This window comes from Allomuricauda sp. CP2A (assembly GCF_001683915.1).
In the GTDB taxonomy this organism is placed as follows: Bacteria; Bacteroidota; Bacteroidia; order Flavobacteriales; family Flavobacteriaceae; genus Flagellimonas.
The window spans coordinates 56,332-81,826 of sequence record NZ_LXTT01000088.1 but is presented as its reverse complement, the minus strand read 5'-3'; the positions used below and the strand labels follow the sequence as shown (position 1 = coordinate 81,826).

Here is a 25,495-nt window from a genome sequence, read left to right as displayed (position 1 = left end):
GGATGGAGAGTGGTACAGCTTCGAACAAAAAATAGATGGTAAATATGAAATGAAAAATTATGGTAATCCTAGACAACAATATGAATTACCAGAAGGAGTTAAATTTTTGAATTTCTATTCAGCTCTAAATGATATCCTAGATTTGGAAAAGAAATTTGCCTATTTTTTCGCAGATTTAAAAAATGGATGCTATTCGAAAAATGGGGAACATACAATTATTTGTAAAACCAGGAAATAGAGACATAACTGTAGGCAACATCGGTTAAGCGCAAATAGCGGGCAATCTGGTGAAAAGTGTTATTTTAGACACCAAGTAAAAAAACAACTAAGCCGACAAGAACGCGTCCCTACTCCACGCCACTTGCCTTAACCAAGAACGATAACGAAATCCCTTTTTAACCAAAAACCCCCTTTTTGTTCAAATCCGCCATCCGAGGCCATAAAAAATCCAAAAACTGTACCTTTAAGGTTAAAAGCAGTCTAAACCCATATGCCCAAAAAAGTTTTCCTCAGTTTACAGTACCCCCAGCTCGCCATTGACATGCTGGAACAAGCCGGATTCGACATCACCATCAATAAAAGCAACAACCCCATACCTCGGGAGGAACTGATCCACATTTGCAAAGACTACGATGCCCTGCTCAGTACGGGCTCCAATAAAATCGATGCGCATTTTTTGAAAAGCAGTCAGCATTTGGACATCATTTCGCAATTTGCCGTGGGCTATGACAATATCGATGTACAAGCCGCAAAACAATACGGCATTGTCATTGGTAACGCCCCCGGTGCCATGACCGAGGCCACGGCAGATGTGGCTTTCGGACTTATGATCATGGTCTCCCGAAAAATGGTACACATGCACAAAACCATAGAAAAAGGGCAGTGGAAGCACTTTGTCCCCACCGCTAACCTCGGTTTTGAACTCGATGGTAAAACCTTGGGGGTTTTTGGCCTGGGAACCATTGGCATGGTCAAGGCCAAACGCTGTAAGGCCGCTTATGGGATGGATATCATCTATCACAATCGGTCCAGAAACCAAGAGGCCGAGGGTACGCTCAATGCCCAATACGTCTCTTTTGACGAACTGTTGGCTCAAAGCGATGTCATCTCCGTGCACTGCAATCTAACCGAAGAAACCAAAGGTTTGTTTGATAAAAATGCCTTCGGTAAAATGAAAAACAGTGCCGTTTTTATCAACACCGCCCGAGGTGGAATCCATAATGAAACCGATTTGATAGCGGCCTTGAAAAATGGCTCCATTTGGGGTGCTGGCCTAGATGTGACCGACCCCGAGCCCATGCAACCCAACAATCCCTTGCTCCAAATGGAAAATGTGGCCGTACTGCCCCATATTGGCTCCTCCACCGTGGAAGCCCGCAACGAAATGGCCCGTATGTCCGCCCAAAACATCATCGATTTCTACAAAACAGGCAAAATACCCTATCCCGTGACCTAGTTGGAACCTTATATGGCTCAGGTATTGCACAAAAATCCATAACTTCAGCCATTACTAAAATCCGACTACTATGAAACTCCGTTTACTACTTCTGAGCCTTGTTGTTCTGGCAAGCTACTCCTGTAAAAATGAACCCACCTCTTCCTTGGCCGATTACCAAGGGGACGAAACCTACACCGTAATTGTGGGTGAAAACAAGGTAGGGCATCTTAAGACCCACATTTCTGGTGACACCATCCATATTGATTACGACTACAAAAACAATGGTCGTGGACCAACCATGAAGGAGACCATTGTCCTGAACGCCGAAGGTTTCCCAACCAGCTGGGAAGTTACCGGAAACACCACCTTTGGGAATGCCATTGACGAACACTTTTCGTTGGAAGGCGAAAATGCCTCATGGACCGATGCCACAGGCTCGGGAACTGCCACCCTTGAAGCACCTCAATTGTATGTCAACCAATTTGGAAGCCCCTACTCCACCGTTTTGGCGGCCCGTTTGTTGCTAAAAGCCCCAGAAAATACATTGCCCGTGCTTCCTGCCGGGAATTTGACCCTCACCAAAATGGAAGATGTGACCGTACCGAATGCTTCGGGCGAGGGTGAATTGGCACTTACGTCATACGCCCTGTCCGGCGCAGACCTTGACCCATCCTATTTTATTTTGGACGATGCCAAAAAGTTCTTCGCCTTCATTTCGCCGCGCTATATTGTTATCCGCGAAGGTTACGAGGCCGTTGAAAAAGACATGCGCCAACTATCTGAAAATTATTCTGCGGAACGCTACGAGAACCTCCAAAAACAATACGCCCACAACTACACTAAAAAAGTTCGCATTAAAAATGTAAAGGTTTTCGATCCCAAAACGCTTTCGTTGACCGATCCGGTTTCCGTGGTGGTGGAAGATGATAAAATTACCGCCATTGAGGCTGCTGATGCTTCCGGCGATGACGAAGTGGAAATTGAAGGCAATGGGGGCTCCCTGGTTCCCGGATTGTTTGAAATGCATGCCCATACCGGTGATGATGATGCACTTTTGAATGTGTTGGCGGGGGTTACATCATTTCGGGATATGGGGAATGATACCGAAGTGCTGAGCAGCCTTATCGAAAAAATTGAGTCGGGCGTTTTGGCCGGCCCACGGGTTACCCGATTGGGCTTTATTGAAGGGAAAAGCCCCTACAACAGCAACAATGGCATTCTGGTGGAAACCAAGGAAGAGGCACTGGCCGCAGTGGACACCTATGACAGTCTTGGGTTTTATGGGGTAAAACTCTACAACAGCATGAACGGCGATTGGGCTCCGGACATCGTGAAAAAAGCACATGACAAAGGGATGTTCGTAACCGGGCACGTACCTGCATTTTCCAATGCCAATGCCATGCTGAATGCCGATTTTGATGAAATGACCCACATCAACCAGACTATGTTGGGCTGGGTTTTGGAACCTGATGAGGACACCCGCACCTTGTTGCGCCTCACGGCCATGAAACGCTTCCCAGAGTTGGATTTGAACAGCCCCAAAGTGCAAGAGACCTTGGATTTGTTTGTGGCGAACAAAACGGCCATCGACCCAACCTTGGCCATCCACGAAATGTTGATGCTCTCCCGAAACGGAGAGGTTACCCCCGGAGCGGTGGATTATATTGACCACATGCCGCCCAACGAACAACGTAGCCTTAAAGTGGCCCTGGCGCAAATTGCGGATGACGAAGAGGACAAAGCCTACCGCGAAGCCTATGCTAAAATTGTGGAGACCCTGCGACTGATGAAGGACAAGGGTATTTTGATCGTGGCGGGGACCGATTTGGGCGGCGCCTTTAACCTGCACCGCGAGTTGGAACTCTATAACCAACAATTGGGCTACACCCCTGCCGAACTTCTAAAATTGGCCACCTACGACATGGCCGCGTATTTGGGAAAAGAAGATTTGGGCAGTATTGAGCCCGGTAAACTGGCCGATTTCTTTTTGGTGCCCGGCAACCCTGTGGAAGACATTAAGGCGATAAAGACCATTGCATTGGTCTCCAGAGGGGGAACGTTTTACTATCCCACCGAAGTCTACCCTGCTTTTGGTATAACCCCGTTTACGGAAAAACCTGAGGTGAAGGAATAATTCTTTTTCTTTAATGAATTATAAAGCCAGTGGCGTGTTGCTGCTGGTTTTTTTGTTGATAAAAGTTTAAAATGCTATTTGTCAACACATTGAATTTATGCGGTTTTTAGGCGAACTTGGTCATTTGTGCTGAAATCCTGACTGCTTAGCGGGCAGGCAGCCGAAGTATTTAAAACGAATCATACCTTAAGCGTTGGGTGAAATTTGAAAATAAAGAAATATTTTTTCTGTACGGTGATATTCCGTACATTTGTGTCATGGATACAAAAGTTGCCAGATTCGATACCAGATGGACAGAGGAACAAAAGCGTTTGTTCGAACGTGCATCCACATTAGGTGGTTTTCGCTCACTTTCTGAGTTCGTGTTTTTTGCCGTACAACAACGTGCTGAAGAAATTATTGAAAAACATGAGAAAATTATCTCTACGAAAAGAGACCAAGAAATATTTGCAAACGCATTAATGAATCCTCCTAGTCCTAATTCCAAACTCAAGAAAGCCGCCAAAAGATATCTTGATTTAATTGAACCAGATGGGGTACGAAACAGGGCCACTAAAATCAAATCATAATCGAAGTAATTTTAACTGCGGCTATGATTTATTAGATAATTATCTCAAAAAGCAAGCGAGCCAAGATGTAAAGAGAAACCTCTCCATATGTTTCGTTTTATCTGACGAGTCATATGTTGTTAAAGGTTATTATACACTTTCAAATGCATCGATCAAGAGAGATTTGCTTCCAAATGCCATAACAAAGCGGCTTCCAAGAAACTATAAGGAATTACCTGTAACTCTGCTTGGTAGACTTGCAATTGACACCTCAACAAAAGGAAACGGATTCGGTGAATTGATGTTGGTCGATGCGCTAAAACGAGCATTTGATGTCTCTCAGGATACCATTGGTTCAATTGCAGTAATTGTGGATCCCATTGACGATAAAGCCAAAGGATTCTATTTAAAATATGGCTTTATTGACCTTCCCGATTGTGGCAAAATGTTTCTTCCAATGAAAACAATTGGGCAATTGTTTTCATAAAAACCTATTACCAACACGGTGTATGACCAACTCCTGCTATCAATTATTTTAGGAAATGGTAGGTATTATAATTTGAAAAATCCCTGTTACTCATATCCGAGAACGAAAACCAAGAAAAAACTAATACTTCCGCCACTTTTGCGTCAGCTCAAAAACGTGCTCCAAAATTTTGGCTTCGGTATCGTTGAATTCCATGTTGCGGCGTTTCATCATGGCAGTGGCCACTTCAAAAGCCTTGTCCGTTTTAAACGCTGTAAATCCTGAGGCACCGCCCCAACTAAAACTGGGAATAAAATTTCGGGGGTACCCGCTGCCAAAGATGTTGGCGCTCACCCCTACCACCGTTCCTGTATTGAACATGGTATTGATGCCGCACTTGCTATGATCGCCCATCATCAGCCCACAAAATTGCAGTCCGGTTTTGGCAAAACCTTCGGTTTGGTAATCCCATAAACGTATTGGAGCGTAATTGTTTTTCATATTGGAGGTATTGGTGTCCGCTCCCAGATTGCACCACTCCCCCAACACCGAATTGCCCAAAAACCCTTCATGCCCCTTATTGGAATAGGCAAACAAGACCGAATTGTTGACCTCACCCCCCAATTTACAGAAAGGTCCGGCTGTAGTGGGTCCGTAGATTTTTGCCCCCATTTTTACAATAGCACCTTCGCAGAGCGCAAAACCACCACGGATAATACAACCTTCCATTATCTCAGCATCCTTGCCTATGTAAATAGGCCCTGTGGACGCATTTAAAATACTGAACTCCACCTTTGCCCCTTCTTCCAAAAAAATATTTTCTGGGTTCACTGCCTGATTGGTACTGGATAGGGGTTGACTCTTCCGTCCGGCGGTCAATAGAGCAAAGTCGGATTGCAGGGCTTCCCCGTTTTTGGAGAAAATGTCCCATGTATTTTTTATGGTCAACCCTTTGGGTTGATGGTCCACAATCACAAAATTTGAAGGGTCGAAATCATTTTCAGCTTGGGCAGTGACATAGGCAATATAGGCCTCCCCCTCCATCAGGGCCTCCCCCATTTTCAGTTTTTTGATGGCTTGCACCAAATCTGTATCGGGAAGATAACTGCCGTTGATAATCACATTTTCCGAAGCGGTCTTTAGCGGGAACTTTGTGGAGAGGTAGTCCTCCGTCTTCACACTGACGGATGTCTTCAACCATTTTTCCCATTTTTCACGAATGGTCAGGATCCCCACCCGAATTTCGGCCACGGGCCTGGTGAACGTAAAGGGAAACAGGGATTCTCTATGGGTTCCGTCGGAAAGAATGTAGTTCATGGCTCAGTGTTGATGGTATAAAAATAAAAAACGCCCCTGAAAATCATCAGGAGCGTCCATATATTTCGTCAAAAAGAGTGACCTACTCGGTCTCCTTCTCTTCTTTGCTGAATTTCTTGTACTTGTTCTTGAACTTATCGATCCTACCTGCGGTATCCACCAATTTGGTTTTTCCGGTATAGTAAGGGTGCGAAGTTCTTGAAATCTCCAACTTTACCAAAGGATACTCCTGTCCATCCATAGTGATGGTTTCTTTCGCCTCTGCAGTGGATTTAGTGATGAACACATCGTCATTGGACATGTCTTTGAAAGCCACTAATCTATAATTCTCTGGGTGTATGCCTTTTTTCATCGTCTTAACTACTTAATCTCAGAATTTTCGAGGTGCAAATTTAAAGATTTCTTTGATTCTTCCAACTGAAAAAAGAAAAAAAGAAAAAAACTACCTTTAACTGTAACAAATTCCCCTCTCAATTTACTAATAAACCATAATCAACACTAAAAATAAACAAATGGAAGAACAACAACCAAAAGCCAGTAAATTTATGCTGAACTACGGCCTTATTCTGGGGCTGGTTTCAGTAGTATTCGGCGTAATGCTCTATACACAAAAGATGCATTACGAAATGAGCACGCCCATCATTGTAATTTCGATCCTATTGAGCGTGGTGGCCATTTTTCTGGGCATCAATGCGTACAAAAAAGCAAACGGAGGGTATTTAACCATTTCCGAAGCGCTAAAAATTGGGGTCGGGATAGCCTTGGTCTCGGCCATCATCTCCTTGCTCTACCAATATTTGCTCGTCAATTTTATTGAACCCGATTTTATGGACAAGGCCATAGAAATGGCAAAGCCCAAAGCTTTTGAGCAAAATCCATCCATGACAGAGGAACAATGGGAACAAGGGGTGGCCATGCAAAAAAGTTTGGGTTGGCTTCGCTATCCCATCGGTTTAATATTCAGTTGTGTCATTGGTTTGGTCGTTGGGCTCATCACTGGGCTTATCCTGAAAAAATCCAAGTCGGAATACTAAACCAAAAAATACTACTTTTGAAGGGAATTCGAGAAACAAGCAATGCAGATTTCCATTGTAATTCCTTTACTTAACGAGCAAGAATCGCTTAACGAACTACATGATTGGATTGTACGGGTAATGCAATCCAATCATTTTTTATATGAGATCATTTTTATTGACGATGGCAGTACGGATGGCTCTTGGGAGACCATTCAGGAGCTTTCCCAAAAAAATGAACACGTAAAGGGCATCCAATTTTTAAAGAATTATGGCAAGTCGCAGGCACTGCACGCTGGTTTTAAAGCGGCCCAGGGCGATGTGGTCATTACCATGGATGCCGACCTTCAGGACAATCCTGAAGAGATTCCGGCACTCTATGAATTGATCGCCAATGAAGGCAACCATATCGTTTCCGGCTGGAAAAAGAAGCGGTACGACTCCGTTATCACCAAAAACATCCCCTCCAAACTCTTTAATTGGGCGGCCCGAAGAACTTCTGGGGTCAAATTGCACGATTTTAATTGCGGGCTTAAGGCGTTTGACGGCCATGTGGTAAAAAATATTGATGTACATGGGGAGATGCACCGGTACATCCCGGTCTTGGCCAAAAATGCGGGCTTTTCCAAAATCACCGAAAAAGTGGTGCAGCACCAAGCCCGAAAATACGGGACCACCAAGTTTGGGGTGGAGCGTTTCATCAACGGTTTTTTGGATTTGATCACCATTTGGTTCGTATCCAAATTTGGTCGCCAACCCATGCACCTTTTTGGCGCTTTGGGTGTGCTCATGTTCATTGTAGGCCTCGGATTTGCCCTTTATCTGGGTATCGATAAGTTGTTTTTGAATCCCACTGGACGATTGATCACGGAACGACCCCAATTCTTCATCGCCCTAACCGCAATGATCATAGGGACACAACTTTTTTTGGCGGGGTTCATTGGGGAAATCATGGTACGGTCCCGAAAAAATGATACCCGCTACTCCATTTCCAACAAAATAAATATTTAGAAACGTCCAAAACGTATAATCTTTGTATTTTTAAAGCATTACTAAACAAGCCTATTCTATATGGATTCCATTACTTCTGCAGCGCAAGCTTGGTTGACCGATTTTTTTGACGAAAACACAAAAAAGGAAATTCAAAATTTGATAGAAAACGATACCGAGGAACTCAAGGATCGCTTTTACAAGGATTTGGAATTTGGTACCGGAGGTATGCGCGGTGTAATGGGGGTTGGAACCAATAGAATCAACAAATATACCTTGGGGAAAAATACCCAAGGGCTCAGCAATTATCTCAAGAAGTCGTACACCGATAGCGATCTTAGGGTGGTGATTGCCTATGATTGCCGACACAATTCGGATACCCTGGCCAGAACGGTGGCAGAGGTTTTTTCCGCCAATGGGATTAGGGTCCATTTGTTTTCTGAACTCCGTACCACCCCAGAGCTTTCCTTTGCGGTGCGTCATTTGGGCTGCCATGCCGGTATTGTGTTGACCGCTTCCCACAATCCGCCAGAGTACAACGGGTACAAGGTCTACTGGGCCGATGGAGGACAGATTGTGCCACCCCAAGATGGCGAGATCATCGATGAAATCAATGCGCTGTCTTTTGAGGACATCAATTTTAATGCGGATGAAAGTATTATTCACACTATTGATAAGGAAGTGGACGATGCCTTTTTTGAGGCTTCCGTAAAAAATGGAAGTTTTGATGCCAAGGGAAAAGACGATTTTAAGATTGTTTTCACTTCCCTGCACGGAACATCCATCACGGCCATCCCCGAAGTATTGAAACGTGCCGGATACCACAATGTCACCATTATTGAGGAACAGGCAAAGCCTGACGGTTCCTTTCCAACGGTTAAATCTCCCAATCCAGAAGAACCGGAAGCACTTTCCATGGCCATACAAAAAGCTGAAGAAATTGGGGCAGATATGGTTGTGGGCACCGACCCTGACAGTGACCGACTCGGCATTGCCGTGCGAAATCTGGAAGGGAAAATGGAACTGCTCAATGGAAACCAGACCATGGTGTTGATGACCAAGTTCCTACTGGACCAATACAAGGAAAAAGGATTCAAGGGCAACGAATTTATCGCCACCACCATTGTTTCCACCCCAATGATGGAGCAAATGGCCCGCGCTTATGGTGTGGAATACAAAACTGCCCTCACCGGGTTTAAATGGATCGGTAAAATGATCAAGGATTTTCCCAATTCCAAATTCATTGGTGGCGGGGAAGAAAGCTTTGGCTATATGGTGGGCGATTTTGTCCGGGACAAGGATGCCGTCACCGCTACCCTACTGGCCTGTGAAATTGCTGCGAACGCCAAGGCCAACGGCAGCTCTTTTTATAAGGATTTGATAGACTGCTACGTGCAGTTTGGATTCTACAAGGAAAAATTGATTTCCCTCACCAAAAAAGGGATTAGCGGCGCCGAGGAAATCAAACAAATGCTTAAAGACTTTAAAGAAAATCCGGTGGAATCGGTGCAAGGTTCAAAATTGTTGTGGATTGAGGATTATAACACCTCCGTGGCCAAAAACGTGCAGACCGGAAGGGAACGAACCATTCATTTGCCCAAATCCAACGTATTGATCTATGAAACCGAGGATGGCACCCGAATCGCGGCCAGACCCAGCGGTACCGAACCCAAAGTGAAGTTTTACATCAGCACCAATGCAAAATTGGATAAGGCCGAGGATTATAAATCCGTAAATTCGCAGTTGGATACCAAGATTGAAGGCATCCTTTCTGAACTGAATTTGTAGGTGAATGAACTACTTTAAAAAGATTCTCCGTTTTGCGGGACCTTACCGCAAATATGGTTATTTGAATATTTTCTTCAATATTCTCTATGCACTTTTCAGTGCCCTGTCCTTTGCTGCCCTTATTCCCATGCTGGATGTGCTGTTCAAACCAGAACAAAAGGTCTATGTAAAGCCTGTTTATGAAGGTTTTTCCAAATCAAAGGATTATTTGCAGGACTATATCAACTATCGGGTAACTGCCTATTCCGGGGATGACGATATGAAAGGTTTGGTACTCGTCATTAGTTTGGTGCTGGCCCTTTTCCTATTAAAAAATGCATTTAATTATCTGGCGATGTATTTCATTACATTTTTGAGAAACGGGGTGCTCAAGGATATCAGAAATAAGATGTACAAAAAAATAGTGGATCTCCCTATTTCCTATTTCTCGGAAAAACGAAAAGGAGATGTCATTGCACGCATCACTTCGGATGTTTTGGAAATACAACATTCCTTTCTGTCCATTTTGGAATTGATTGTAAGGGAGCCGCTCACCATCCTCTTCACCATTTTGGTGATGTTTGGAATCAGTACCAAACTGACCCTCTTTGTTTTTGTTTTCATCCCCATCGCCGGAATGTTGATTTCCAGAATCGGAAAATCCCTGAAACGAAAATCGGATAGGGTTCAAAAGGAACAAGGGGAATTTCTTTCCATTGTGGAGGAAACTTTGGGTGGGCTCCGGGTTATCAAAGCCTTTAATTCCGAATCCAGATTTTACAATACCTTCAAAAATTCAACAACCCGCTTTTTTAAGTTTTCCAACTCGCTTTTAAATAGACAGAACTTGGCCTCTCCCACGGGTGAGTTCTTGGGAATTCTGGTCATTGGGGTGTTGCTCTGGTTCGGCGGAAAAATGGTATTGGTGGACAAAACGTTGGATGCTTCATCATTCATCGCCTATATGGGTTTGGCCTATAACATCCTAACCCCGGCCAAGGCCATCAGTAAGGCATCCTACGGCGTTAAAAAAGGAAATGCAGCTGCAGAACGGGTCTTGGAAATCTTGGAATCTGAAAATCCCATCAAGGATATGGAAGGTGCCGTGGAGAAAACCGATTTCAATTCAGGTATCGAGCTCAAAAATATTTCCTTCAAGTACGAGGATGATTATGTGCTGAAAGATTTCAACCTAAAGGTTGATAAGGGAAATACGGTGGCCTTGGTGGGCCAATCTGGTAGTGGAAAAAGTACCGTGGCCAATTTGGTCACCCGTTTTTATGATGTCAATGAAGGCGAATTGTTGATTGATGGCACCAACATCAAGAACATCACCAAAAAATCGCTCCGCGGACTCATGGGCTTGGTCACCCAGGATTCCATTCTGTTCAATGATACAGTAAAGAACAATATCGGATTAGGCAAAGAAAATGCGACATCCGAAGAGATTATAGCTGCTGCCAAAGTGGCCAATGCCCACGATTTCATCATGGATCTACCCCATGGCTACGATACCAATATTGGCGATAGTGGCAATAAATTGAGTGGCGGGCAAAAACAGCGATTGTCCATTGCACGGGCTGTGCTCAAAAATCCGCCCATTATGATCTTGGACGAGGCTACTTCGGCCTTGGACACCGAAAGCGAGCGATTGGTACAGGATGCCCTGGAGAAAATGATGAAGAACAGGACCTCAATCGTCATTGCCCATAGATTGTCCACCATTCAAAATGCAGATTCCATTGTGGTGATGAGCAAAGGAAAAATTGTGGAGCAAGGCACACACGAAGAGCTGATGAAATCCAAAAAAGGCTATAAAAAGTTGGTGGAAATGCAATCGTTTTAAAGGAGATTCTTCGCTTTGCTCAGGATTACAATCCACTGTTCACTGCCAATTGTTGATTGTCAATTGTCTGTTGCATTAAACCTTTTACCTTTAGTGCAGTCAAAGCACCAAATTGTACAATCAATTGATTGCTGAAGAAGCCCTAGTCAACGAGCTCAAACAAAAAGAAAGCCAAGCAAAGGCCTTTGAGGTGTTGGTCAATACCTACAAAGAGCGTCTGTATTGGCATATCCGAAGGATAGTTTTGGACCATGATGATACCGATGATGTACTCCAGAATACTTTTATCAAAGTGTACAAAAACATCGATGGGTTTAAAGGAGAAAGCAAATTGTATTCTTGGATGTATCGGATCGCCACCAACGAATCCCTCACTTTTTTAAAGCAGAAGTCCAGAAAAATGGGGGTGAGTGACGAGGAACTCAAAAACCGGATGGTTGAAAACCTTCAAGCTGACGTGTATTTTGAAGGCGATGAAATACAACTGAAACTACAAAAGGCTTTGGCCACGCTTCCCGACAAACAAAAATTGGTCTTTACCATGAAATATTTTCAGGAAATGAAATATGATGGGATTTCCGAAGTGCTGGAAACCTCGGTTGGGGCTTTAAAGACCTCGTATCATTTGGCAGTAAAGAAAATTGAGGCGTATCTTAAGGAAGATTAAACCTTTGGTTTATTTTGATGTCTATACGTTAAATGAAAAAGGACAAACAAAATGGTTTCAATACCCCGGAAGGCTACTTTGAGAACTTCCATGAACGACTCATGGACAAAATCAAAAAAGAAAAGGCCCAAACGGAATCCATCATGCCCAAATCGGATGGGTTTGGTGTGCCTGAAGGATATTTTAGTGGGGTTACCAAAAAGGTGCTTTCCAAAACCGTTGCGGAAAATGGTAAAGTTATACAACTCAAGTCCTTCAGAAAATTCTATTACGGTGCTGCCGCAGTGGCCGCTGTATTCCTTTTGATTTTTGGTCTCAACTGGAAATCAGATAAGCCCATCAGCTTTGAAGATTTGGCCAATACAGAAATTGATGCCTATTTTGAGCGCACGGAAATTGATATGAGTACATATGAGATTGCTGAATTGATCCCATTGGAAAATCTGGAGCTAAATGACGTGTTGGACAAGGACATTGAGGCTGAGAGCATCTTAGAATATTTGGATGAAAATGTGGAGGATATTGAAGATTTAAACTTAGATTACACCAATTATGAATAAAAAAGTACTTATCCTGATTGTATTTCTGGCCGGAGCCTTATGGGTGAATGCCCAAGGCCCCAATAGAGATCGCATAAAGACCTTAAAGGTTGCCTTTATCACAGAAAGGGTTGGTTTAACCAGTCAAGAAGCCCAAGAGTTCTGGCCCGTATACAATGAACATGAAGATGCTTTGGAAGGTGTTAGAAGAAGGGAAAGGCAATATCGATTGTCATCTGCCCAGGATCTTTCCGAAAGTGAATCCGCTGCACTTTTGGATAATCTCCTTGCTCTCCAAACTGAAAAACACAATGCCGATAAGACCTTCATTTTAAAAATCAGAAAGATCATCTCCCCCAAAAAGGTATTGTCATTGCTAAAAGCGGAAGATGATTTTAAAAAACGTCTTTTACAACAATACCGAAGACGGCAAGAAGGGGGATGATTTTCAACATCTATCAGAAGGAGATAGCAAAATGTGGAAATGTAGACATTACTTTTTTAGATGATTTCATCGAGTTTTTGAATCCATTGAGCTAATCTACAGACATACATGATATTTGTCATATTTAGTGTAATCTTCTCCCATTATTTTGCTATATTATTTACAAAACTGGAGATATGCGGGTCATTCAGGATAGAAATGCTTGGACACAAGTAATTGATCAATGTGAGCAAGCAGATTTTTATCACACATACGATTACCATCAAATATCAAAAAAAACTGGTGAAAGCCCCATCTTAATTCAATATGAAAAGGGGGATGCTTTTATCGCACTTCCTTTGCTGGTGAGGGATATTGAAGGGTCTACGCTTAAGGATGCTACTTCCGTTTACGGCTATGCGGGTCCAGTTGGTAAAAATATTGGCCCAGATTTCAAGAATGAGCAATTTCGAAAACAGCTCAATGAGTTCCTGAAGGATAATCAGATTGTTTCTGTATTCTCCAGATTGCATCCATTTATTACCAAACAAGATGCCATTTTAAGGGGCATAGGAAAAATAGTGCCCCATGGGAATGTGGTGAACATAGACCTTACCCAAAGCTTGGAACAACAAAAACAACAATATAATAGGAGGCTTAGAACCTACATCAACAAAGAAGCCAAGGAATATGACATCATTGATGGGGTCCAAGAAAAGTACGTGGATGAGTTTATTGGAACGTACTGTGAAAATATGAAAAGACTTCATGCCAAACCCAACTACTTCTTTGGCAAGCAGTATTTTTATAAACTTTTGGGCAGCGGACGAATACATGCCGAGCTTTTGGTGGCGCAACATAAAAAATCAGGCGACTTTGCCGGCGGTGCTATTTTCACTAAAAATAATGGAACAGTACAATATCATCTATCGGGGGTTAAAAGTGAATATTTTCATCTGAATCCTATTAAGCTACTCATAGACCACGTCCGAAAAAAATGCACTGAGGAAGGTTGTGTCAACTTTAATTTAGGAGGTGGGCTAAACGGACAGGATGATGATTCTCTTTTTTATTTCAAATCTGGATTCTCAAAGGATTTTAGGAAATTTTGTACTTGGCAACATATCGTGGATGATACCCAATATGAGAAACTATTAAAGCAAAAAGAAGTGCAAAATGCCTCTGAAATTAATAAGAACTCATGCTTTTTCCCACTTTACCGCCAAGATTTCACCAATAAAACGGAAGTTTCTAAAATAAACTGCTTGGGCGATGATTGACAACCCATTTTTGTCTGAGAACTTTATTAAAACATGGACTAAAAGTTTCGGCAAAGAAAAGACACCAATTCAGGTTGAGGGAATTTTTGGCCCTAAGTTCCATCGAGAAAAATGGGAAATATATACCAATTGTGGAAGAACCCATACAAAGGGGGTGCAATACACCTTGGAGCATTCCTTGGACCTAAGAAATAAAACGTTGTTGATTTTTGATGTGCCAAGTTATTTCAAGAATCCAGAACCTTATGGTTCAAAACCCACAAAACTTATAAAAGTCAAACAATATCCTGGTTTCTTAATCGAGCTAAACCTTTTTTTGAACCTACAGGATTACATGCAGAAAAAGTTCAAGAAGTCAAGCAGGTACAAACTGAACAAGTACAGCAGAAGACTCTCTGAATGTTTCAATATAAAAACTAAGATGTATGTAGGTGATATGGCCCAAGAAGAGTACCATTTCCTCTTTGAAAGGTTCAGGGAGCTTTTGGAAAAACGATTTCTTGAAAAGGCAGAGCATAATAACAATTTGGATAAAAGGGAATGGGACTTCTACCAAAAGGTGGCATACCCTATGCTTCAAAAAAAGCTATCGGGATTGTTTGTTGTTTATAATGGAGAGCTCCCCATTGCCATAACATTGGTCTATTTTTCCAAAGAAATCATCTTTGATGCAATTACCGTTTTTGATATTGACTATGCCAAATTTCATTTAGGCTCTGTAAATATTATGTACCTTATTGAATGGGGTATGGCCAACAAATTCCAAATATTGGACTTCTCCAAAGGATATTTTGATTATAAGGCCAGATGGTCCACCAAAAAGTATGACTTTGAATACCACATTCTCTATAATTCCAAATCGCTTTCATCTACCGCAAAGGCCATCATAATCAAAAATTACTATACCATTAAACAACGCCTCAGGGAGAAGAACCTTAACCTACTGCTGAACAAAATCCTCTTTCGTTTACACAAAAAAGGGGCAGAACCCCCGATTAGCACTAATGAAAAGTACAAATCAATCGTTTTTGAAGAAATTGGAGCCCAAGATAATTCAAACCTTGTCAAAGTAGACGGGTATAATCCTCAGGTCATTAAAATTTTTTTTGAGTTTTTATACCTGAACAATGAAGACGCCAAAGATGTAGCCGTATTCCGTACTAATGGTGGGCAGTATCTGCTTCGGGGCAAAAATTCGGAAAAAGTCGCCTATTTCAGCTAATGTATCTTCCTGTTACCTTTGTACCTTATGGGTTTTTCCAATCGAATCCCTTCAGTTTATTGGACATCCGGCGGTAAAGTATCCGGTCCATACTGAACACTTTGCCCAAAATCCCCTTGTCCCGTAAATATTGCTTTAACCGTAACTTGGCTTTTGTAAACTGCATTTTTAGATAACCTACCATCGAACCAGCTTTATAAAACAAATGATGGTCGTACACGTAAGTGCGATTGGACCATTTGATTTTATAGTAAGTCTCCCCCATTAAAAAATCGAACACTTTGAAATTATGCTCTAACAACCAATCCAAACGCTCCACCATACATACATCGCCCATATAGTATTTTTGGTATTCCAAATCAAATACTTGAATATAGCCAAAGCAAATATCCTCCACATAAAAGTCCATGGCCATGGCAATAGGCTCTTTGTCATTATAAATAACAAACAATGAAGCTTCTTTACGCAAAATCATAGAATAGACTAGCTCGTGGTATTCTTTCCATACTAACAGATATCTGTTTTGCATTTTCTTCTCGTCAAACCTTTTTTTTAACAGCTCATGGAACCTGTCAAACAGAAAATCGTAATGTTCCTTTTCTATGTTCCCATAATGGTTTTTATAGACAATGTTGTAATGGATTTCCAACTGTCTCTTTTTGGCCCTAATGTTCTTGATGGATTTTTTACTGAACTTGGTTGCCATATATTCCATGGCTGTTTCGCAGCCCGACAAATCACATAAAAAACCTTGGTATTGTTTCACTGCCTTGCACCTAAATTGAACCAAATTTGGATCAACTTTAGTCTCAAGATAATCCGGAATATCGGTAACCATTGAAAAGTTGACATCCTTGGACGGAATAGGGCTAAAAGACATTGGGGCAAAGGTGCTGTTGGTAACTGAGTTCTGAATGGGATTGGAATAGTTCGGATGAAGTTCCCGCCTCAAAAATAGATCAAAAATAAAACCAGAAGCATGAGTCATAATATCCAATGCCATTTTGAAAGTCAATCGTCAGTAAGCAAGAGACTTAAACTCTCGAACAACTTGAAATATAAAGGTAAGGCACATCAATAAGTTTTCCATGAAAAAACGATAAGTGGGTGCTTCACCCAGATGTATAAACAAGGATTGTTCTCTATTGAAAAACCAACTTCGCAATTCGGTTCTTGCCAGCAGCATAAGCCACAGAATCGTTCAAAAATCGAAGGGTGTAAAAAGACGCATCACTTAAGGATTTCCAATGCGCTCCCCCATCCCCAGAGTACGAAACCCCAGTAAATCCAACGGCCACCAGTCCCCTTCCTTCAGCATTGGGAACAAATTGCACACAACTTTTGTAATTGGGTTCTTGTCCGTCCGCAATCAGGTTCCACGTTTTTCCACCATCACGGGTGATAATTTTGTTGGCTTTATTGGATTCAGGTTGGGTATAATCCCCTCCAATGGCAAACCCTGTGTTCCCATCATAAAAATCCATGGAATATATGCCTTGGGTCTCTTCTTTGTGAACAATTGGAGTTTGTTGCACATCCCAGGTGCTGCCTTTGTCATCGGAATGATAGACCCGTCCCGCCGTGGTGCCAATCCAAGCCTGGTTTCCTGCCACGGCAATATTACTGTTGCTTGCGGCAAAAGCACCTTCGCCTTCAATACCTTCCGGTAGGTCTTCACATGGGATTTTGCTCCAGGTTTGTCCGCCATCCCTGGTAATGATAATGGACAGGCATCCACCAACAGTATCACCCACTGCAATACCTTCGGTATCGTTCCAAAATGTCATGCAATCATAAAACACCCCTTCACCGTCTTCTTTGTACACCAATTCCATCTTCCCACCATCTCCCGTTTTATAAAGTAAGGCCGGACTATCGATGGAAAGCATGAAAAAATCATTGGATGTTTTTGCCACGGCCCGAAACGCAGGCACAATGGAATCGTATAGTTGGATGCTGGACCGAACCTTCTGACTGGTCACATCAACAGTTCCGTACATCCCTCCGCTTCCTGCGAACGCCAAAGTCCTGCCATCCAAAAATGTAATGGCCCTGATACTGACCGAATCTTCATAAACTGGAGTGATTGAGACCGTTTGGAAAGGTCGGTAGCGCTGTTCTTCGGCACAAGAAACCAAAATCAAGGCCAAGAAAAGAAAAAGGGGAAATCGCATGCTATTTATTTTCCGTAAAAGTAAGCAGAAATGATACCTTTGCAACCTTATTTTATACCATGCGTTTACACCGAAACCTTGTTTTTGCCGTAATTGATGCCTTGAATATGATCTTCAATGAAGGGGAATATGCCGATAAGGTCATTGAAAAAGTGTTGCGTTACGATAAACGCTGGGGTGCCCGTGATCGTGCTTTCATTGCCGAGACCACGTATGATATTGTTCGCTGGAAACGGCTTTATTCTGAAATTGCTGAAGTCCATGACCCCTACACGCGTCCAAATTTGTTCCGATTGTTTGCCGTTTGGTGTGTATTACGGGGCATTCGCCTCCCGGATTGGAAACAGTTGGAAGAAACCCCGGAACGTCGCATCAAAGGAAGGTTCGATGAGTTGTCAAAAATCCGAAAGTTCAGAGAGTCCATTCCAGATTGGATGGATGAATTGGGTGAAAAAGCATTGGGAAACGAACTTTGGACCAAGGAAATTGCCGCACTCAACCAACAAGCCGATGTAATCCTTCGCACCAACACCCTCAAAATCCAAAAAGAACAATTACAGGCCTTTTTGGCCAAGGACGAAATTGAAACCGAAGTCTTGGAAGGCTACCCAGATGCTTTGCGACTCAAGGAACGAAAGAACGTTTTTACCACCCAAGCCTTCAAGGATGGACTATTTGAGGTACAGGACGCTTCTTCCCAATTGGTTGCCCCATTTTTAGAGGTAAAACCAGGCCAACGTGTGGTTGATGCCTGTGCGGGTGCCGGAGGCAAATCCCTCCACTTGGCTTCGCAAATGGAAAACAAGGGACAACTGATCGCGTTGGATATTTACGAGAGTAAATTGAAAAAACTCAAAATAAGAGCACGACGAAACGGGGTTCACAATTTTGAGACGAGGGTGATTGATTCCACCAAAGTCATCAAAAAATTGCACAACAGTGCGGACCGATTGTTATTGGATGCTCCCTGTTCCGGTCTTGGGGTGCTTCGTAGAAATCCAGACTCCAAATGGAAACTGGAACCTGAGTTCATTGACCGCATCATGGGCGTGCAGCAGGACATTCTTCAGAATTACAGCAAAATGCTCAAAAAAGGTGGACAAATGGTCTACGCCACCTGTTCCATCCTACCCCAAGAAAATACGGAGCAGATCAAAAAATTCCTAGCATCCGAAGCGGGACAAGATTTTGAGTTCATCAAAGAGAAAAACGTCTATGCTTCAGAAAGTGGCTTTGACGGGTTTTATATGGCATTGCTAAAAAAGAACGCTTAAATGCTATATCGAGCGCAGTCGAGATGTGCCTTGAAGGGTTCTCGACTGCGCTCGAACTGACAATTCACTTTACTTTTACTCCTTCACCGTAGGATACTCAATTCCCAATTGCTCCAAGTACGTATCGTATTTAGTCTCGTCGTAGTAATACTGCTCCAATTCACTTCGGAACGTATCCTGCTTGTCCTTGTTTAAATAAATTGGGGGCATATCGTCCGCAGCAATCATGGGCCGATACTTGGTCTCCTTGCTCTGTTCATTGTTGAAATAATCCCAAGCCCCTTTTAGCAATTCAGGTTTCAACAAAAAGTCCAACAAAGTCATCGCTTCCGCTTTTGCCCCTGCCGTTACGCCTTTATGTGCAATGGGTGTGGCCATGGCTATGGCATTGCTCCAATGGTGCCCTTGCAGGCCGGGAATGTTGGAGGGAAAACGCATCGTAACGGTTGGAACCTTCCAGGAAATGTCCCCAATATCATCAGAACCACCACTTACAGGCTCTAGAACCGGAAGACCCAATTCAGATATCTCGGTGGGCAAGCCCTCAATCTCATCGGAACCGACCTCAGTTTGAACGGCCATGGCCAACTCTTGGTCTGCTTCGGACCAGGTGGGCAACCCAACTTCCTTAATGTTTTCATACATGGTCTCGGCAATTACTTTGTTGTAGTGTCTGGGCCAAGCCGTTCCCAAAACCCGAGACGTCATTTTGGTTCCCGTCATCAAAGCAGCACCTTTGGCAATATCGTTCGCCTCTTCGTACATCTCCATAATGCCTTCATATTTTATATCCCTAAAATAGAACCAAATAGCTGCTTTGGAAGGTACCACATTGGGCTGGTCACCAGCATCCGTAAAAATGGAGTGAGATCGTTTTAAAGGGTGCAAATGTTCCCGTTTATAGTTCCAGCCAATGTTCATCAACTCGGCGGCATCCAAGGCACTTCGTCCACGCCAAGGTGCACCGGCAGAGTGTGCGGCTTCCCCTTCAAAAAGATACTCCACTGAAATTAATCCGGTACCTCGGGTGGGGCCCCAAGAAACTCCAAAATTGTTTCCTACGTGGGTAAAAATGCACATATCAATGTCATCAAAAAGACCATCACGCACATACCATGCTTTGGCAGCCACCAATTCCTCTGCGATTCCGGGCCAAAGAATCAAGGTGCCGCCAATGTTTTCGCGTTCCATGATTTCTTTCACGGCCAGTGCCGATGTAATGTTCAATGGAATTCCGGAGTTGTGGCCTTCACCATGGCCGGGAGCACCTTCCACAATGGGCTTGTGATAGGCCACGCCGGGATATTGTGATGCTTTGGGAATACAGTCCACATCGCTGCCTAAGGCAATTACGGGACCATCGCCATTAGTCCACGTGGCAAACCAAGCGGTGGGAATCCCCGAAATGGAATGCTCTATGGCAAAGCCATTCTCTTCGAGAATGCCTGTGAGATATTTGGAGCTCTCCACCTCTTGGAAACCGAGTTCAGCAAAGCTAAAAATCTTGTCCACCATCACTTGGGACTGTTTTTTATGGTCCTCTACGATTTGGGCGACCTCGGTCTTTAATTTTTCTATTTGTCTTTTGGAGTATTTTTTTTGGGCGGTTGCGGTGGCAACACAGCAAAGAAGTACCACCCCGGACAACAGGGTCTTGACAGTTTTCATACGGTTGGATTTTGAATTAGCGTTAATCCTTCTAAGATAGGGAAACAGGATGAAAACTACCAATTGCCATGCAGATGCATTTCAATAATAGATACTTCATAAAATTCAGGTCAAATTATTGCATTTCAAATCAATTAAATACCTGTGGTTTGAAATTTGTGAACTACCATTCGTTAGCAATTGTTCAACGCATTGAAATATCCATCAAAATATTCTTCGGAAGATATTTTTTAATAGGTGCTTAAATAGGAGAATCCAGTCTCCCTCGTTCAAAATGCTCACCAAAATCAATAGGATTGATAAAAATGTAGCAAAAATGAGCAAGTGCTTGATGGTTTCCTTTCTTTTCTCTTTCATTTTGAGTGCAAGTAAATGTTTTTAAAGCTAGTAAAACCAACTTGTCACCCACATGATGAATTCATCCATGATGGTTTTCAGTTGATAAATCAACTATCAACATATATGGTTCAAAACTCTATCATTGAAAATCATAAAATCCAGCCCAAAATCGTAAATTTGCACTTTCTTAAACCGTTCAACGCAAAGATTGTATGATCCATTTTTTTGGGGACAAGGCTACCAAGGTTTTTGCCGTCCAGACTACTCAGGAAATCAATAAGGAAGATAATGAAAAGTTAACATGGTTGTTCGGCAACCAACCCAAGATAGAAGCGGCGTCACTCGACGCCTTTTTTGTTGGGCCACGTGCGGCCATGATTACCCCATGGAGTACCAACGCCACCGAGATTACCCAAAACATGGGGATTACAGGAATCCTTCGAATTGAGGAATTCCATGCCGTTTCGGAGGACTACACGGATTACGACCCCATGCTAAAGCAAAAATACAAGGGGTTGGGTCAGGATATTTATACCATCAACATCGTCCCCGAGCCCGTTTTGGAGATTGAGGACATTGCCGCCTACAACCAAAAAGAGGGGCTTGCTTTGAGTGATGAAGAAGTGGATTACCTTGAGGATCTTTCCAAAAAACTAAATCGCAAGTTGACCGATTCGGAAGTGTTCGGCTTTAGTCAGGTGAATTCGGAGCACTGCCGTCATAAAATTTTCAACGGTACTTTTATCATTGATGGGCAAGAGATGCCTTCTTCCCTGTTCAAGCTCATCAAAAAGACATCTGAAGCCAACCCAAATGATATTGTTTCGGCCTATAAAGACAATGTGGCCTTCATCAAAGGCCCTAAAGCGATGCAGTTTGCCCCAAAAAGTGCAGACCAACCCGATTTTTACGAGGAAAAAGAATTTGATTCGGTCTTATCCTTGAAGGCCGAAACCCACAACTTCCCCACCACCGTGGAGCCCTTTAACGGGGCAGCAACAGGTTCCGGAGGGGAAATCCGTGACCGTTTGGCGGGTGGAAAAGGATCATTGCCCTTGGCAGGAACGGCAGTATATATGACTTCCTATTCCCGACTTGAGGAAAACCGTCCCTGGGAGAAAGGAATGAAAGAAAGGGATTGGCTGTACCAAACCCCAATGGATATTTTGATCAAGGCCTCCAACGGTGCATCCGATTTTGGAAACAAATTTGGGCAGCCACTTATTGCGGGTTCTGTACTCACTTTTGAGCATGATGAATCTAAAAACATCTCTGCTGTGTTCGATATGACACCTCGAAAACTGGGCTTCGACAAGGTGATTATGATGGCCGGAGGTATTGGCTATGGAAAAACAGACCAAGCTTTAAAGGATACACCCAAAAAAGGAGACAGAATAGTCGTTCTGGGTGGTGATAATTACCGGATCGGAATGGGTGGTGCAGCGGTTTCCAGTGCCGATACAGGAGAATTCAGTTCCGCAATAGAACTGAATGCCGTGCAACGTTCCAACCCAGAAATGCAGAAACGGGCCTCCAATGCCATTCGTGGACTCTTGGAAAGTCATGATAACCCCATTGTGTCCATCCACGATCACGGTGCTGGTGGACACCTCAACTGTCTTTCGGAATTGGTAGAAGAGACCGGAGGAAATATCAATACGGACAAATTGCCCATTGGGGACCCCACCCTTTCCAAAAAAGAATTGATCGGGAACGAATCCCAAGAACGCATGGGATTGGTGATTGGCGAAAAAGATTTGGATTTATTGGATCGCGTAGCGGCCCGTGAACGTTCGCCCATGTACAATGTGGGTGAAGTCACTGGTAACCATAAATTCACCTTTGAATCTCAGAAATCTGGTGAAAAACCGATGGATTTGGAACTTTCGGATATGTTTGGAAGCTCTCCCAAGACCATTATGGATGACAAATCCACACAGCAGACCTATCCTTCCCTCTCCTATGCGTTGGAGCATTTCCATGATTATCTGGAGCAAGTGCTGCAATTGGAAGCCGTGGCCTGCAAGGATTGGTTGACCAACAAAGTGGATCGCTGCGTGGGTGGACATGTGGCCAAACAACAATGTGCGGGACCACTGCAATTGCCCTTGAACAACTGTGGAGTGATGGCCTTGGATTTTAAAGGAAAAGAGGGTGTTGCCACCACGATTGGACACTCCCCCATTTCAGCCCTGATTGATCCTGTTGCTGGAAGCCGAAACAGTGTCACCGAATCCTTGACCAATATGGTTTGGGCCCCTTTGAAGGACGGTTTAAAGTCCGTTTCCCTATCTGCTAACTGGATGTGGCCCTGCCGTAACGAAGGTGAAGATGCCCGTTTGTACAAGGCTGTGGAGTCGCTATCGGATTTTGTGATTGAACTGGGCATCAACGTGCCCACCGGAAAGGACTCGCTTTCCATGAAACAAAAATACAAGGATGATGAGGTGCTGTCACCGGGAACCGTGATCATTTCTGCAGCTGGGAATTGCAATGATATCACCAAAGTTGTGGAACCCGTATTGCAAAAAGATGGCGGGGACATCTACTACATCAACATATCAAAGGACGACCACAAGCTGGGTGGCTCATCTTTTGCCCAAATACTAAATGGTATCGGGGATGAAGCCCCTTCAGTTTTGGATGCCGATTATGTAAAGACGGTTTTCAACACCCTTCAGAAACTCATCAAGAACGACCAGATTTTGGCAGGTCACGATGTGGCTTCGGGTGGATTGATCACCACCCTTTTGGAACTCTGCTTTGCAGATAATGATTTGGGTGCGAAATTGGATTTGACCCCCATCGGGGAATCGGACAGCATCAAATTGTTGTTTTCAGAAAACGCCGGGCTTGTTTTTCAAGCCAAGGATGTTTCCATAGAAAAAATATTGAAAGATGCTGGTGTTGACTTCCATAAAATCGGAAGTGTCACTTCGGAAAGCACCTTGAAAATCAAAAATAACGGGGTGGAAGTCGGGTTGAACATTGCTTCACTCCGAGATACCTGGTTCAAAACCTCCTTTCTGTTGGACAACAAACAGACCGCCAACGGTTTGGCCAAGGAGCGGTATGCCAATTACAAGAATCAGGCATTGGATTATGTTTTTCCGAAAGATTTTGATGGTAAATTGTCACCTCGAGCGCAGTCGAGAGGTACTGACAGACCAAAAGCCGCCATCCTCCGTGAAAAAGGAAGCAATTCCGAACGGGAAATGGCCAACGCCATGTACTTGGCAGGTTTTGATGTGAAGGATGTGCACATGACCGACCTTATCACAGGCCGGGAAACCTTGGAGGACATTCAATTTATTGGTGCTGTGGGTGGTTTCTCCAATTCCGATGTTCTCGGAAGTGCCAAAGGTTGGGCCGGAGCTTTTAAGTACAATGAAAAGGCCAACAAGGCACTAAAGGACTTTTTCGCCCGTCCCGATACCTTATCCATAGGTATTTGCAATGGTTGTCAATTATTTATGGAGCTGGATTTGATCAATCCAGAACATGAAACCCACGGCAGACTAACGTATAATGATTCCCACAAGCACGAAAGTGGTTTTACTTCGGTGAAAATTCAAAAAAACAATTCCGTGATGCTCTCCAACATGGCTGGCACCACACTTGGGGTCTGGATTTCACATGGTGAGGGCAAATTTAGTCTTCCACATGCTGAAAATGAATATGACATTGTGGCCAAATATGGCTATGAAGGCTACCCTGCCAATCCCAATGGAAGTGATTACAATACCGCCATGCTCTGCGACAAAACGGGTAGGCACTTGGTGACCATGCCGCATATAGAGCGGTCCACTTTCCCATGGAACTGGGCCCACTATCCAAAGGATAGAAACGATGTGGTTTCTCCCTGGCTACAGGCTTTTGTGAATGCGAGGGAATGGGTGGAAAAAACAAACCATGAAAATTCGGAAAGCTAAAAAAGAAGACGTTCCTGCCATAGTGCAAATGCTGGCCAATGACAAGCTGGGAAGGCTTCGGGAAGATTATAGAGACCCTCTTCCCGATACATATTATCACGCATTTGAAAATATACGCAAAGACCCCAACCAAGAATTGGTTGTTATAGAAAATGAGGATGGCCGGGTCATTGGAACGCTGCAATTGAGCTTCATTCAATACCTTACCTACCAAGGAGGGATTCGGGCACAGATAGAGGCCGTGAGAGTCCATGAAGCCTATCGGGGAAAAGGGATAGGGAAAAAATTATTCCAATGGGCCATAGCCAAATCAGAAGAAAAAGGTGCCCATGTGGTACAACTCACCACGGACAAAAAACGACCTGAGGCGGTGGCATTTTACAAATCATTGGGGTTTACTGATTCCCATGAAGGCATGAAATTACATTTTGTGTAAAATTGGCAGCTATTTATGCCT

At 43.5% G+C, this 25,495-nt stretch carries 22 protein-coding genes; 17 read left to right on the top strand and 5 right to left on the bottom strand.

Annotation, left to right across the window (positions count from 1 at the left end; all coding sequences use genetic code 11):
- From A7D14_RS20230 to A7D14_RS10675, 5 genes are all read left to right on the top strand, one after another.
- Window positions 1–238 (top strand): hypothetical protein (locus tag A7D14_RS20230; RefSeq protein WP_218058526.1); only part of this gene is annotated, 238 nt, incomplete at its 5' end.
- A gap of 252 nt (window positions 239–490) precedes the next feature.
- Window positions 491–1,456: a 2-hydroxyacid dehydrogenase gene (locus A7D14_RS10690; RefSeq protein WP_067034037.1), complete on the top strand. Its 966-nt coding sequence runs from the start codon at window positions 491–493 to the stop codon at window positions 1,454–1,456.
- 70 nt (window positions 1,457–1,526) lie between these two features.
- A complete protein-coding gene (locus A7D14_RS10685; protein WP_067034035.1) occupies window positions 1,527–3,572 on the top strand; it encodes an amidohydrolase family protein in 2,046 nt (681 codons plus the stop codon).
- Window positions 3,573–3,829: 257 nt separating this feature from the next.
- Window positions 3,830–4,141: a DUF1778 domain-containing protein gene (locus tag A7D14_RS10680; protein WP_067034059.1), complete on the top strand. Its 312-nt coding sequence runs from the start codon at window positions 3,830–3,832 to the stop codon at window positions 4,139–4,141.
- Window positions 4,104–4,607, top strand: coding sequence for a GCN5 family acetyltransferase (locus tag A7D14_RS10675; RefSeq protein ID WP_067034032.1), 504 nt, complete (start codon window positions 4,104–4,106; stop codon window positions 4,605–4,607). Before A7D14_RS10680 ends, A7D14_RS10675 begins: the two co-directional genes overlap by 38 nt.
- Window positions 4,608–4,727: 120 nt before the next feature.
- Here the strand turns inward: A7D14_RS10675 and A7D14_RS10670 are convergent, their stop codons facing one another.
- Both A7D14_RS10670 and A7D14_RS10665 read right to left on the bottom strand, forming a co-directional pair.
- The gene (locus A7D14_RS10670) at window positions 4,728–5,903 is read right to left on the bottom strand and encodes a GlmU family protein (protein WP_067034029.1); all 1,176 of its coding nucleotides are present in this window, start codon (window positions 5,901–5,903) and stop codon (window positions 4,728–4,730) included.
- Between the two features lie 82 nt (window positions 5,904–5,985).
- Window positions 5,986–6,255 carry a type B 50S ribosomal protein L31 gene (locus A7D14_RS10665; RefSeq protein ID WP_067034026.1) on the bottom strand — a complete coding sequence of 90 codons (270 nt, stop codon included), beginning with the start codon at window positions 6,253–6,255 and terminating at the stop codon, window positions 5,986–5,988.
- Window positions 6,256–6,415: 160 nt separating this feature from the next.
- On the opposite strand from A7D14_RS10665, the gene A7D14_RS10660 reads away from it, so the two are divergent.
- The 9 genes from A7D14_RS10660 to A7D14_RS10620 all read left to right on the top strand — a co-directional run bounded on the left by A7D14_RS10660 (window position 6,416) and on the right by A7D14_RS10620 (window position 15,651).
- Complete coding sequence (locus A7D14_RS10660) at window positions 6,416–6,937, top strand: DUF4199 domain-containing protein (protein WP_067034023.1); 522 nt, start codon at window positions 6,416–6,418, stop codon at window positions 6,935–6,937.
- Between the two features lie 42 nt (window positions 6,938–6,979).
- Entirely contained in the window at window positions 6,980–7,927 is a 948-nt protein-coding gene (locus A7D14_RS10655; RefSeq protein WP_067034020.1) for a glycosyltransferase family 2 protein, read from the top strand.
- A 60-nt stretch (window positions 7,928–7,987) separates the two neighbouring features.
- Window positions 7,988–9,694 (top strand): phospho-sugar mutase, encoded by a 1,707-nt coding sequence (locus tag A7D14_RS10650; RefSeq protein WP_067034017.1) that lies wholly within the window; start codon window positions 7,988–7,990, stop codon window positions 9,692–9,694.
- A 4-nt stretch (window positions 9,695–9,698) separates the two neighbouring features.
- Window positions 9,699–11,519 carry an ABC transporter ATP-binding protein gene (locus A7D14_RS10645; RefSeq protein ID WP_067034015.1) on the top strand — a complete coding sequence of 607 codons (1,821 nt, stop codon included), beginning with the start codon at window positions 9,699–9,701 and terminating at the stop codon, window positions 11,517–11,519.
- A gap of 124 nt (window positions 11,520–11,643) precedes the next feature.
- Window positions 11,644–12,186 (top strand): RNA polymerase sigma factor, encoded by a 543-nt coding sequence (locus A7D14_RS10640; RefSeq protein ID WP_067034056.1) that lies wholly within the window; start codon window positions 11,644–11,646, stop codon window positions 12,184–12,186.
- Between the two features lie 32 nt (window positions 12,187–12,218).
- Window positions 12,219–12,746, top strand: coding sequence for a hypothetical protein (locus tag A7D14_RS10635; protein ID WP_067034012.1), 528 nt, complete (start codon window positions 12,219–12,221; stop codon window positions 12,744–12,746).
- On the top strand, window positions 12,739–13,170 hold the full coding sequence (locus A7D14_RS10630; RefSeq protein ID WP_067034008.1) for a periplasmic heavy metal sensor: 432 nt from the start codon (window positions 12,739–12,741) through the stop codon (window positions 13,168–13,170). Before A7D14_RS10635 ends, A7D14_RS10630 begins: the two co-directional genes overlap by 8 nt.
- Before the next feature lie 176 nt (window positions 13,171–13,346).
- A complete protein-coding gene (locus tag A7D14_RS10625) occupies window positions 13,347–14,429 on the top strand; it encodes a GNAT family N-acetyltransferase (protein WP_067034005.1) in 1,083 nt (360 codons plus the stop codon).
- Window positions 14,422–15,651 (top strand): GNAT family N-acetyltransferase, encoded by a 1,230-nt coding sequence (locus A7D14_RS10620; RefSeq protein ID WP_067034002.1) that lies wholly within the window; start codon window positions 14,422–14,424, stop codon window positions 15,649–15,651. Before A7D14_RS10625 ends, A7D14_RS10620 begins: the two co-directional genes overlap by 8 nt.
- Window positions 15,652–15,676: 25 nt before the next feature.
- Here the strand turns inward: A7D14_RS10620 and A7D14_RS10615 are convergent, their stop codons facing one another.
- Window positions 15,677–16,639 carry a GNAT family N-acetyltransferase gene (locus tag A7D14_RS10615; RefSeq protein ID WP_176712405.1) on the bottom strand — a complete coding sequence of 321 codons (963 nt, stop codon included), beginning with the start codon at window positions 16,637–16,639 and terminating at the stop codon, window positions 15,677–15,679.
- 154 nt (window positions 16,640–16,793) lie between these two features.
- Window positions 16,794–17,825, bottom strand: coding sequence for a WD40/YVTN/BNR-like repeat-containing protein (locus A7D14_RS10610; RefSeq protein WP_067033997.1), 1,032 nt, complete (start codon window positions 17,823–17,825; stop codon window positions 16,794–16,796).
- A 59-nt stretch (window positions 17,826–17,884) separates the two neighbouring features.
- Here A7D14_RS10610 and A7D14_RS10605 point away from each other — a divergent pair, with 59 nt between their 5' ends.
- Window positions 17,885–19,099 (top strand): RsmB/NOP family class I SAM-dependent RNA methyltransferase, encoded by a 1,215-nt coding sequence (locus A7D14_RS10605; RefSeq protein ID WP_067033995.1) that lies wholly within the window; start codon window positions 17,885–17,887, stop codon window positions 19,097–19,099.
- A gap of 75 nt (window positions 19,100–19,174) precedes the next feature.
- On the opposite strand, the gene A7D14_RS10600 is transcribed toward A7D14_RS10605, so the two are convergent.
- Window positions 19,175–20,767 (bottom strand): amidohydrolase, encoded by a 1,593-nt coding sequence (locus tag A7D14_RS10600; protein ID WP_067033993.1) that lies wholly within the window; start codon window positions 20,765–20,767, stop codon window positions 19,175–19,177.
- 551 nt (window positions 20,768–21,318) lie between these two features.
- On the opposite strand from A7D14_RS10600, the gene purL reads away from it, so the two are divergent.
- Window positions 21,319–25,038 (top strand): phosphoribosylformylglycinamidine synthase, encoded by a 3,720-nt coding sequence (gene purL, locus A7D14_RS10590; RefSeq protein WP_067033988.1) that lies wholly within the window; start codon window positions 21,319–21,321, stop codon window positions 25,036–25,038.
- A complete protein-coding gene (locus A7D14_RS10585) occupies window positions 25,019–25,474 on the top strand; it encodes a GNAT family N-acetyltransferase (RefSeq protein WP_067033985.1) in 456 nt (151 codons plus the stop codon). Before purL ends, A7D14_RS10585 begins: the two co-directional genes overlap by 20 nt.
- The last annotated feature ends 21 nt before the right edge of the window (window positions 25,475–25,495 follow it).

Bases quoted from the DNA above. Each gene is read 5' to 3' on its own strand.
- A7D14_RS10680 (WP_067034059.1), top strand. From the start codon at position 3,830: ATGGATACAAAAGTTGCCAGATTCGATACCAGATGGACAGAGGAACAA.
- A7D14_RS10610 (WP_067033997.1), bottom strand. From the start codon at position 17,825: ATGCGATTTCCCCTTTTTCTTTTCTTGGCCTTGATTTTGGTTTCTTGT.
- A7D14_RS10690 (WP_067034037.1), top strand. From the start codon at position 491: ATGCCCAAAAAAGTTTTCCTCAGTTTACAGTACCCCCAGCTCGCCATT.
- A7D14_RS10645 (WP_067034015.1), top strand. From the start codon at position 9,699: ATGAACTACTTTAAAAAGATTCTCCGTTTTGCGGGACCTTACCGCAAA.
- A7D14_RS10630 (WP_067034008.1), top strand. From the start codon at position 12,739: ATGAATAAAAAAGTACTTATCCTGATTGTATTTCTGGCCGGAGCCTTA.
- purL (WP_067033988.1), top strand. From the start codon at position 21,319: ATGATCCATTTTTTTGGGGACAAGGCTACCAAGGTTTTTGCCGTCCAG.
- A7D14_RS10635 (WP_067034012.1), top strand. From the start codon at position 12,219: ATGAAAAAGGACAAACAAAATGGTTTCAATACCCCGGAAGGCTACTTT.
- A7D14_RS10655 (WP_067034020.1), top strand. From the start codon at position 6,980: ATGCAGATTTCCATTGTAATTCCTTTACTTAACGAGCAAGAATCGCTT.
- A7D14_RS10615 (WP_176712405.1), bottom strand. From the start codon at position 16,639: ATGACTCATGCTTCTGGTTTTATTTTTGATCTATTTTTGAGGCGGGAA.
- A7D14_RS10625 (WP_067034005.1), top strand. From the start codon at position 13,347: ATGCGGGTCATTCAGGATAGAAATGCTTGGACACAAGTAATTGATCAA.
- A7D14_RS10585 (WP_067033985.1), top strand. From the start codon at position 25,019: ATGAAAATTCGGAAAGCTAAAAAAGAAGACGTTCCTGCCATAGTGCAA.
- A7D14_RS10660 (WP_067034023.1), top strand. From the start codon at position 6,416: ATGGAAGAACAACAACCAAAAGCCAGTAAATTTATGCTGAACTACGGC.
- A7D14_RS10675 (WP_067034032.1), top strand. From the start codon at position 4,104: ATGGGGTACGAAACAGGGCCACTAAAATCAAATCATAATCGAAGTAAT.
- A7D14_RS10650 (WP_067034017.1), top strand. From the start codon at position 7,988: ATGGATTCCATTACTTCTGCAGCGCAAGCTTGGTTGACCGATTTTTTT.
- A7D14_RS10685 (WP_067034035.1), top strand. From the start codon at position 1,527: ATGAAACTCCGTTTACTACTTCTGAGCCTTGTTGTTCTGGCAAGCTAC.
- A7D14_RS10600 (WP_067033993.1), bottom strand. From the start codon at position 20,767: ATGAAAACTGTCAAGACCCTGTTGTCCGGGGTGGTACTTCTTTGCTGT.
- A7D14_RS10665 (WP_067034026.1), bottom strand. From the start codon at position 6,255: ATGAAAAAAGGCATACACCCAGAGAATTATAGATTAGTGGCTTTCAAA.
- A7D14_RS10620 (WP_067034002.1), top strand. From the start codon at position 14,422: ATGATTGACAACCCATTTTTGTCTGAGAACTTTATTAAAACATGGACT.
- A7D14_RS10605 (WP_067033995.1), top strand. From the start codon at position 17,885: ATGCGTTTACACCGAAACCTTGTTTTTGCCGTAATTGATGCCTTGAAT.
- A7D14_RS10670 (WP_067034029.1), bottom strand. From the start codon at position 5,903: ATGAACTACATTCTTTCCGACGGAACCCATAGAGAATCCCTGTTTCCC.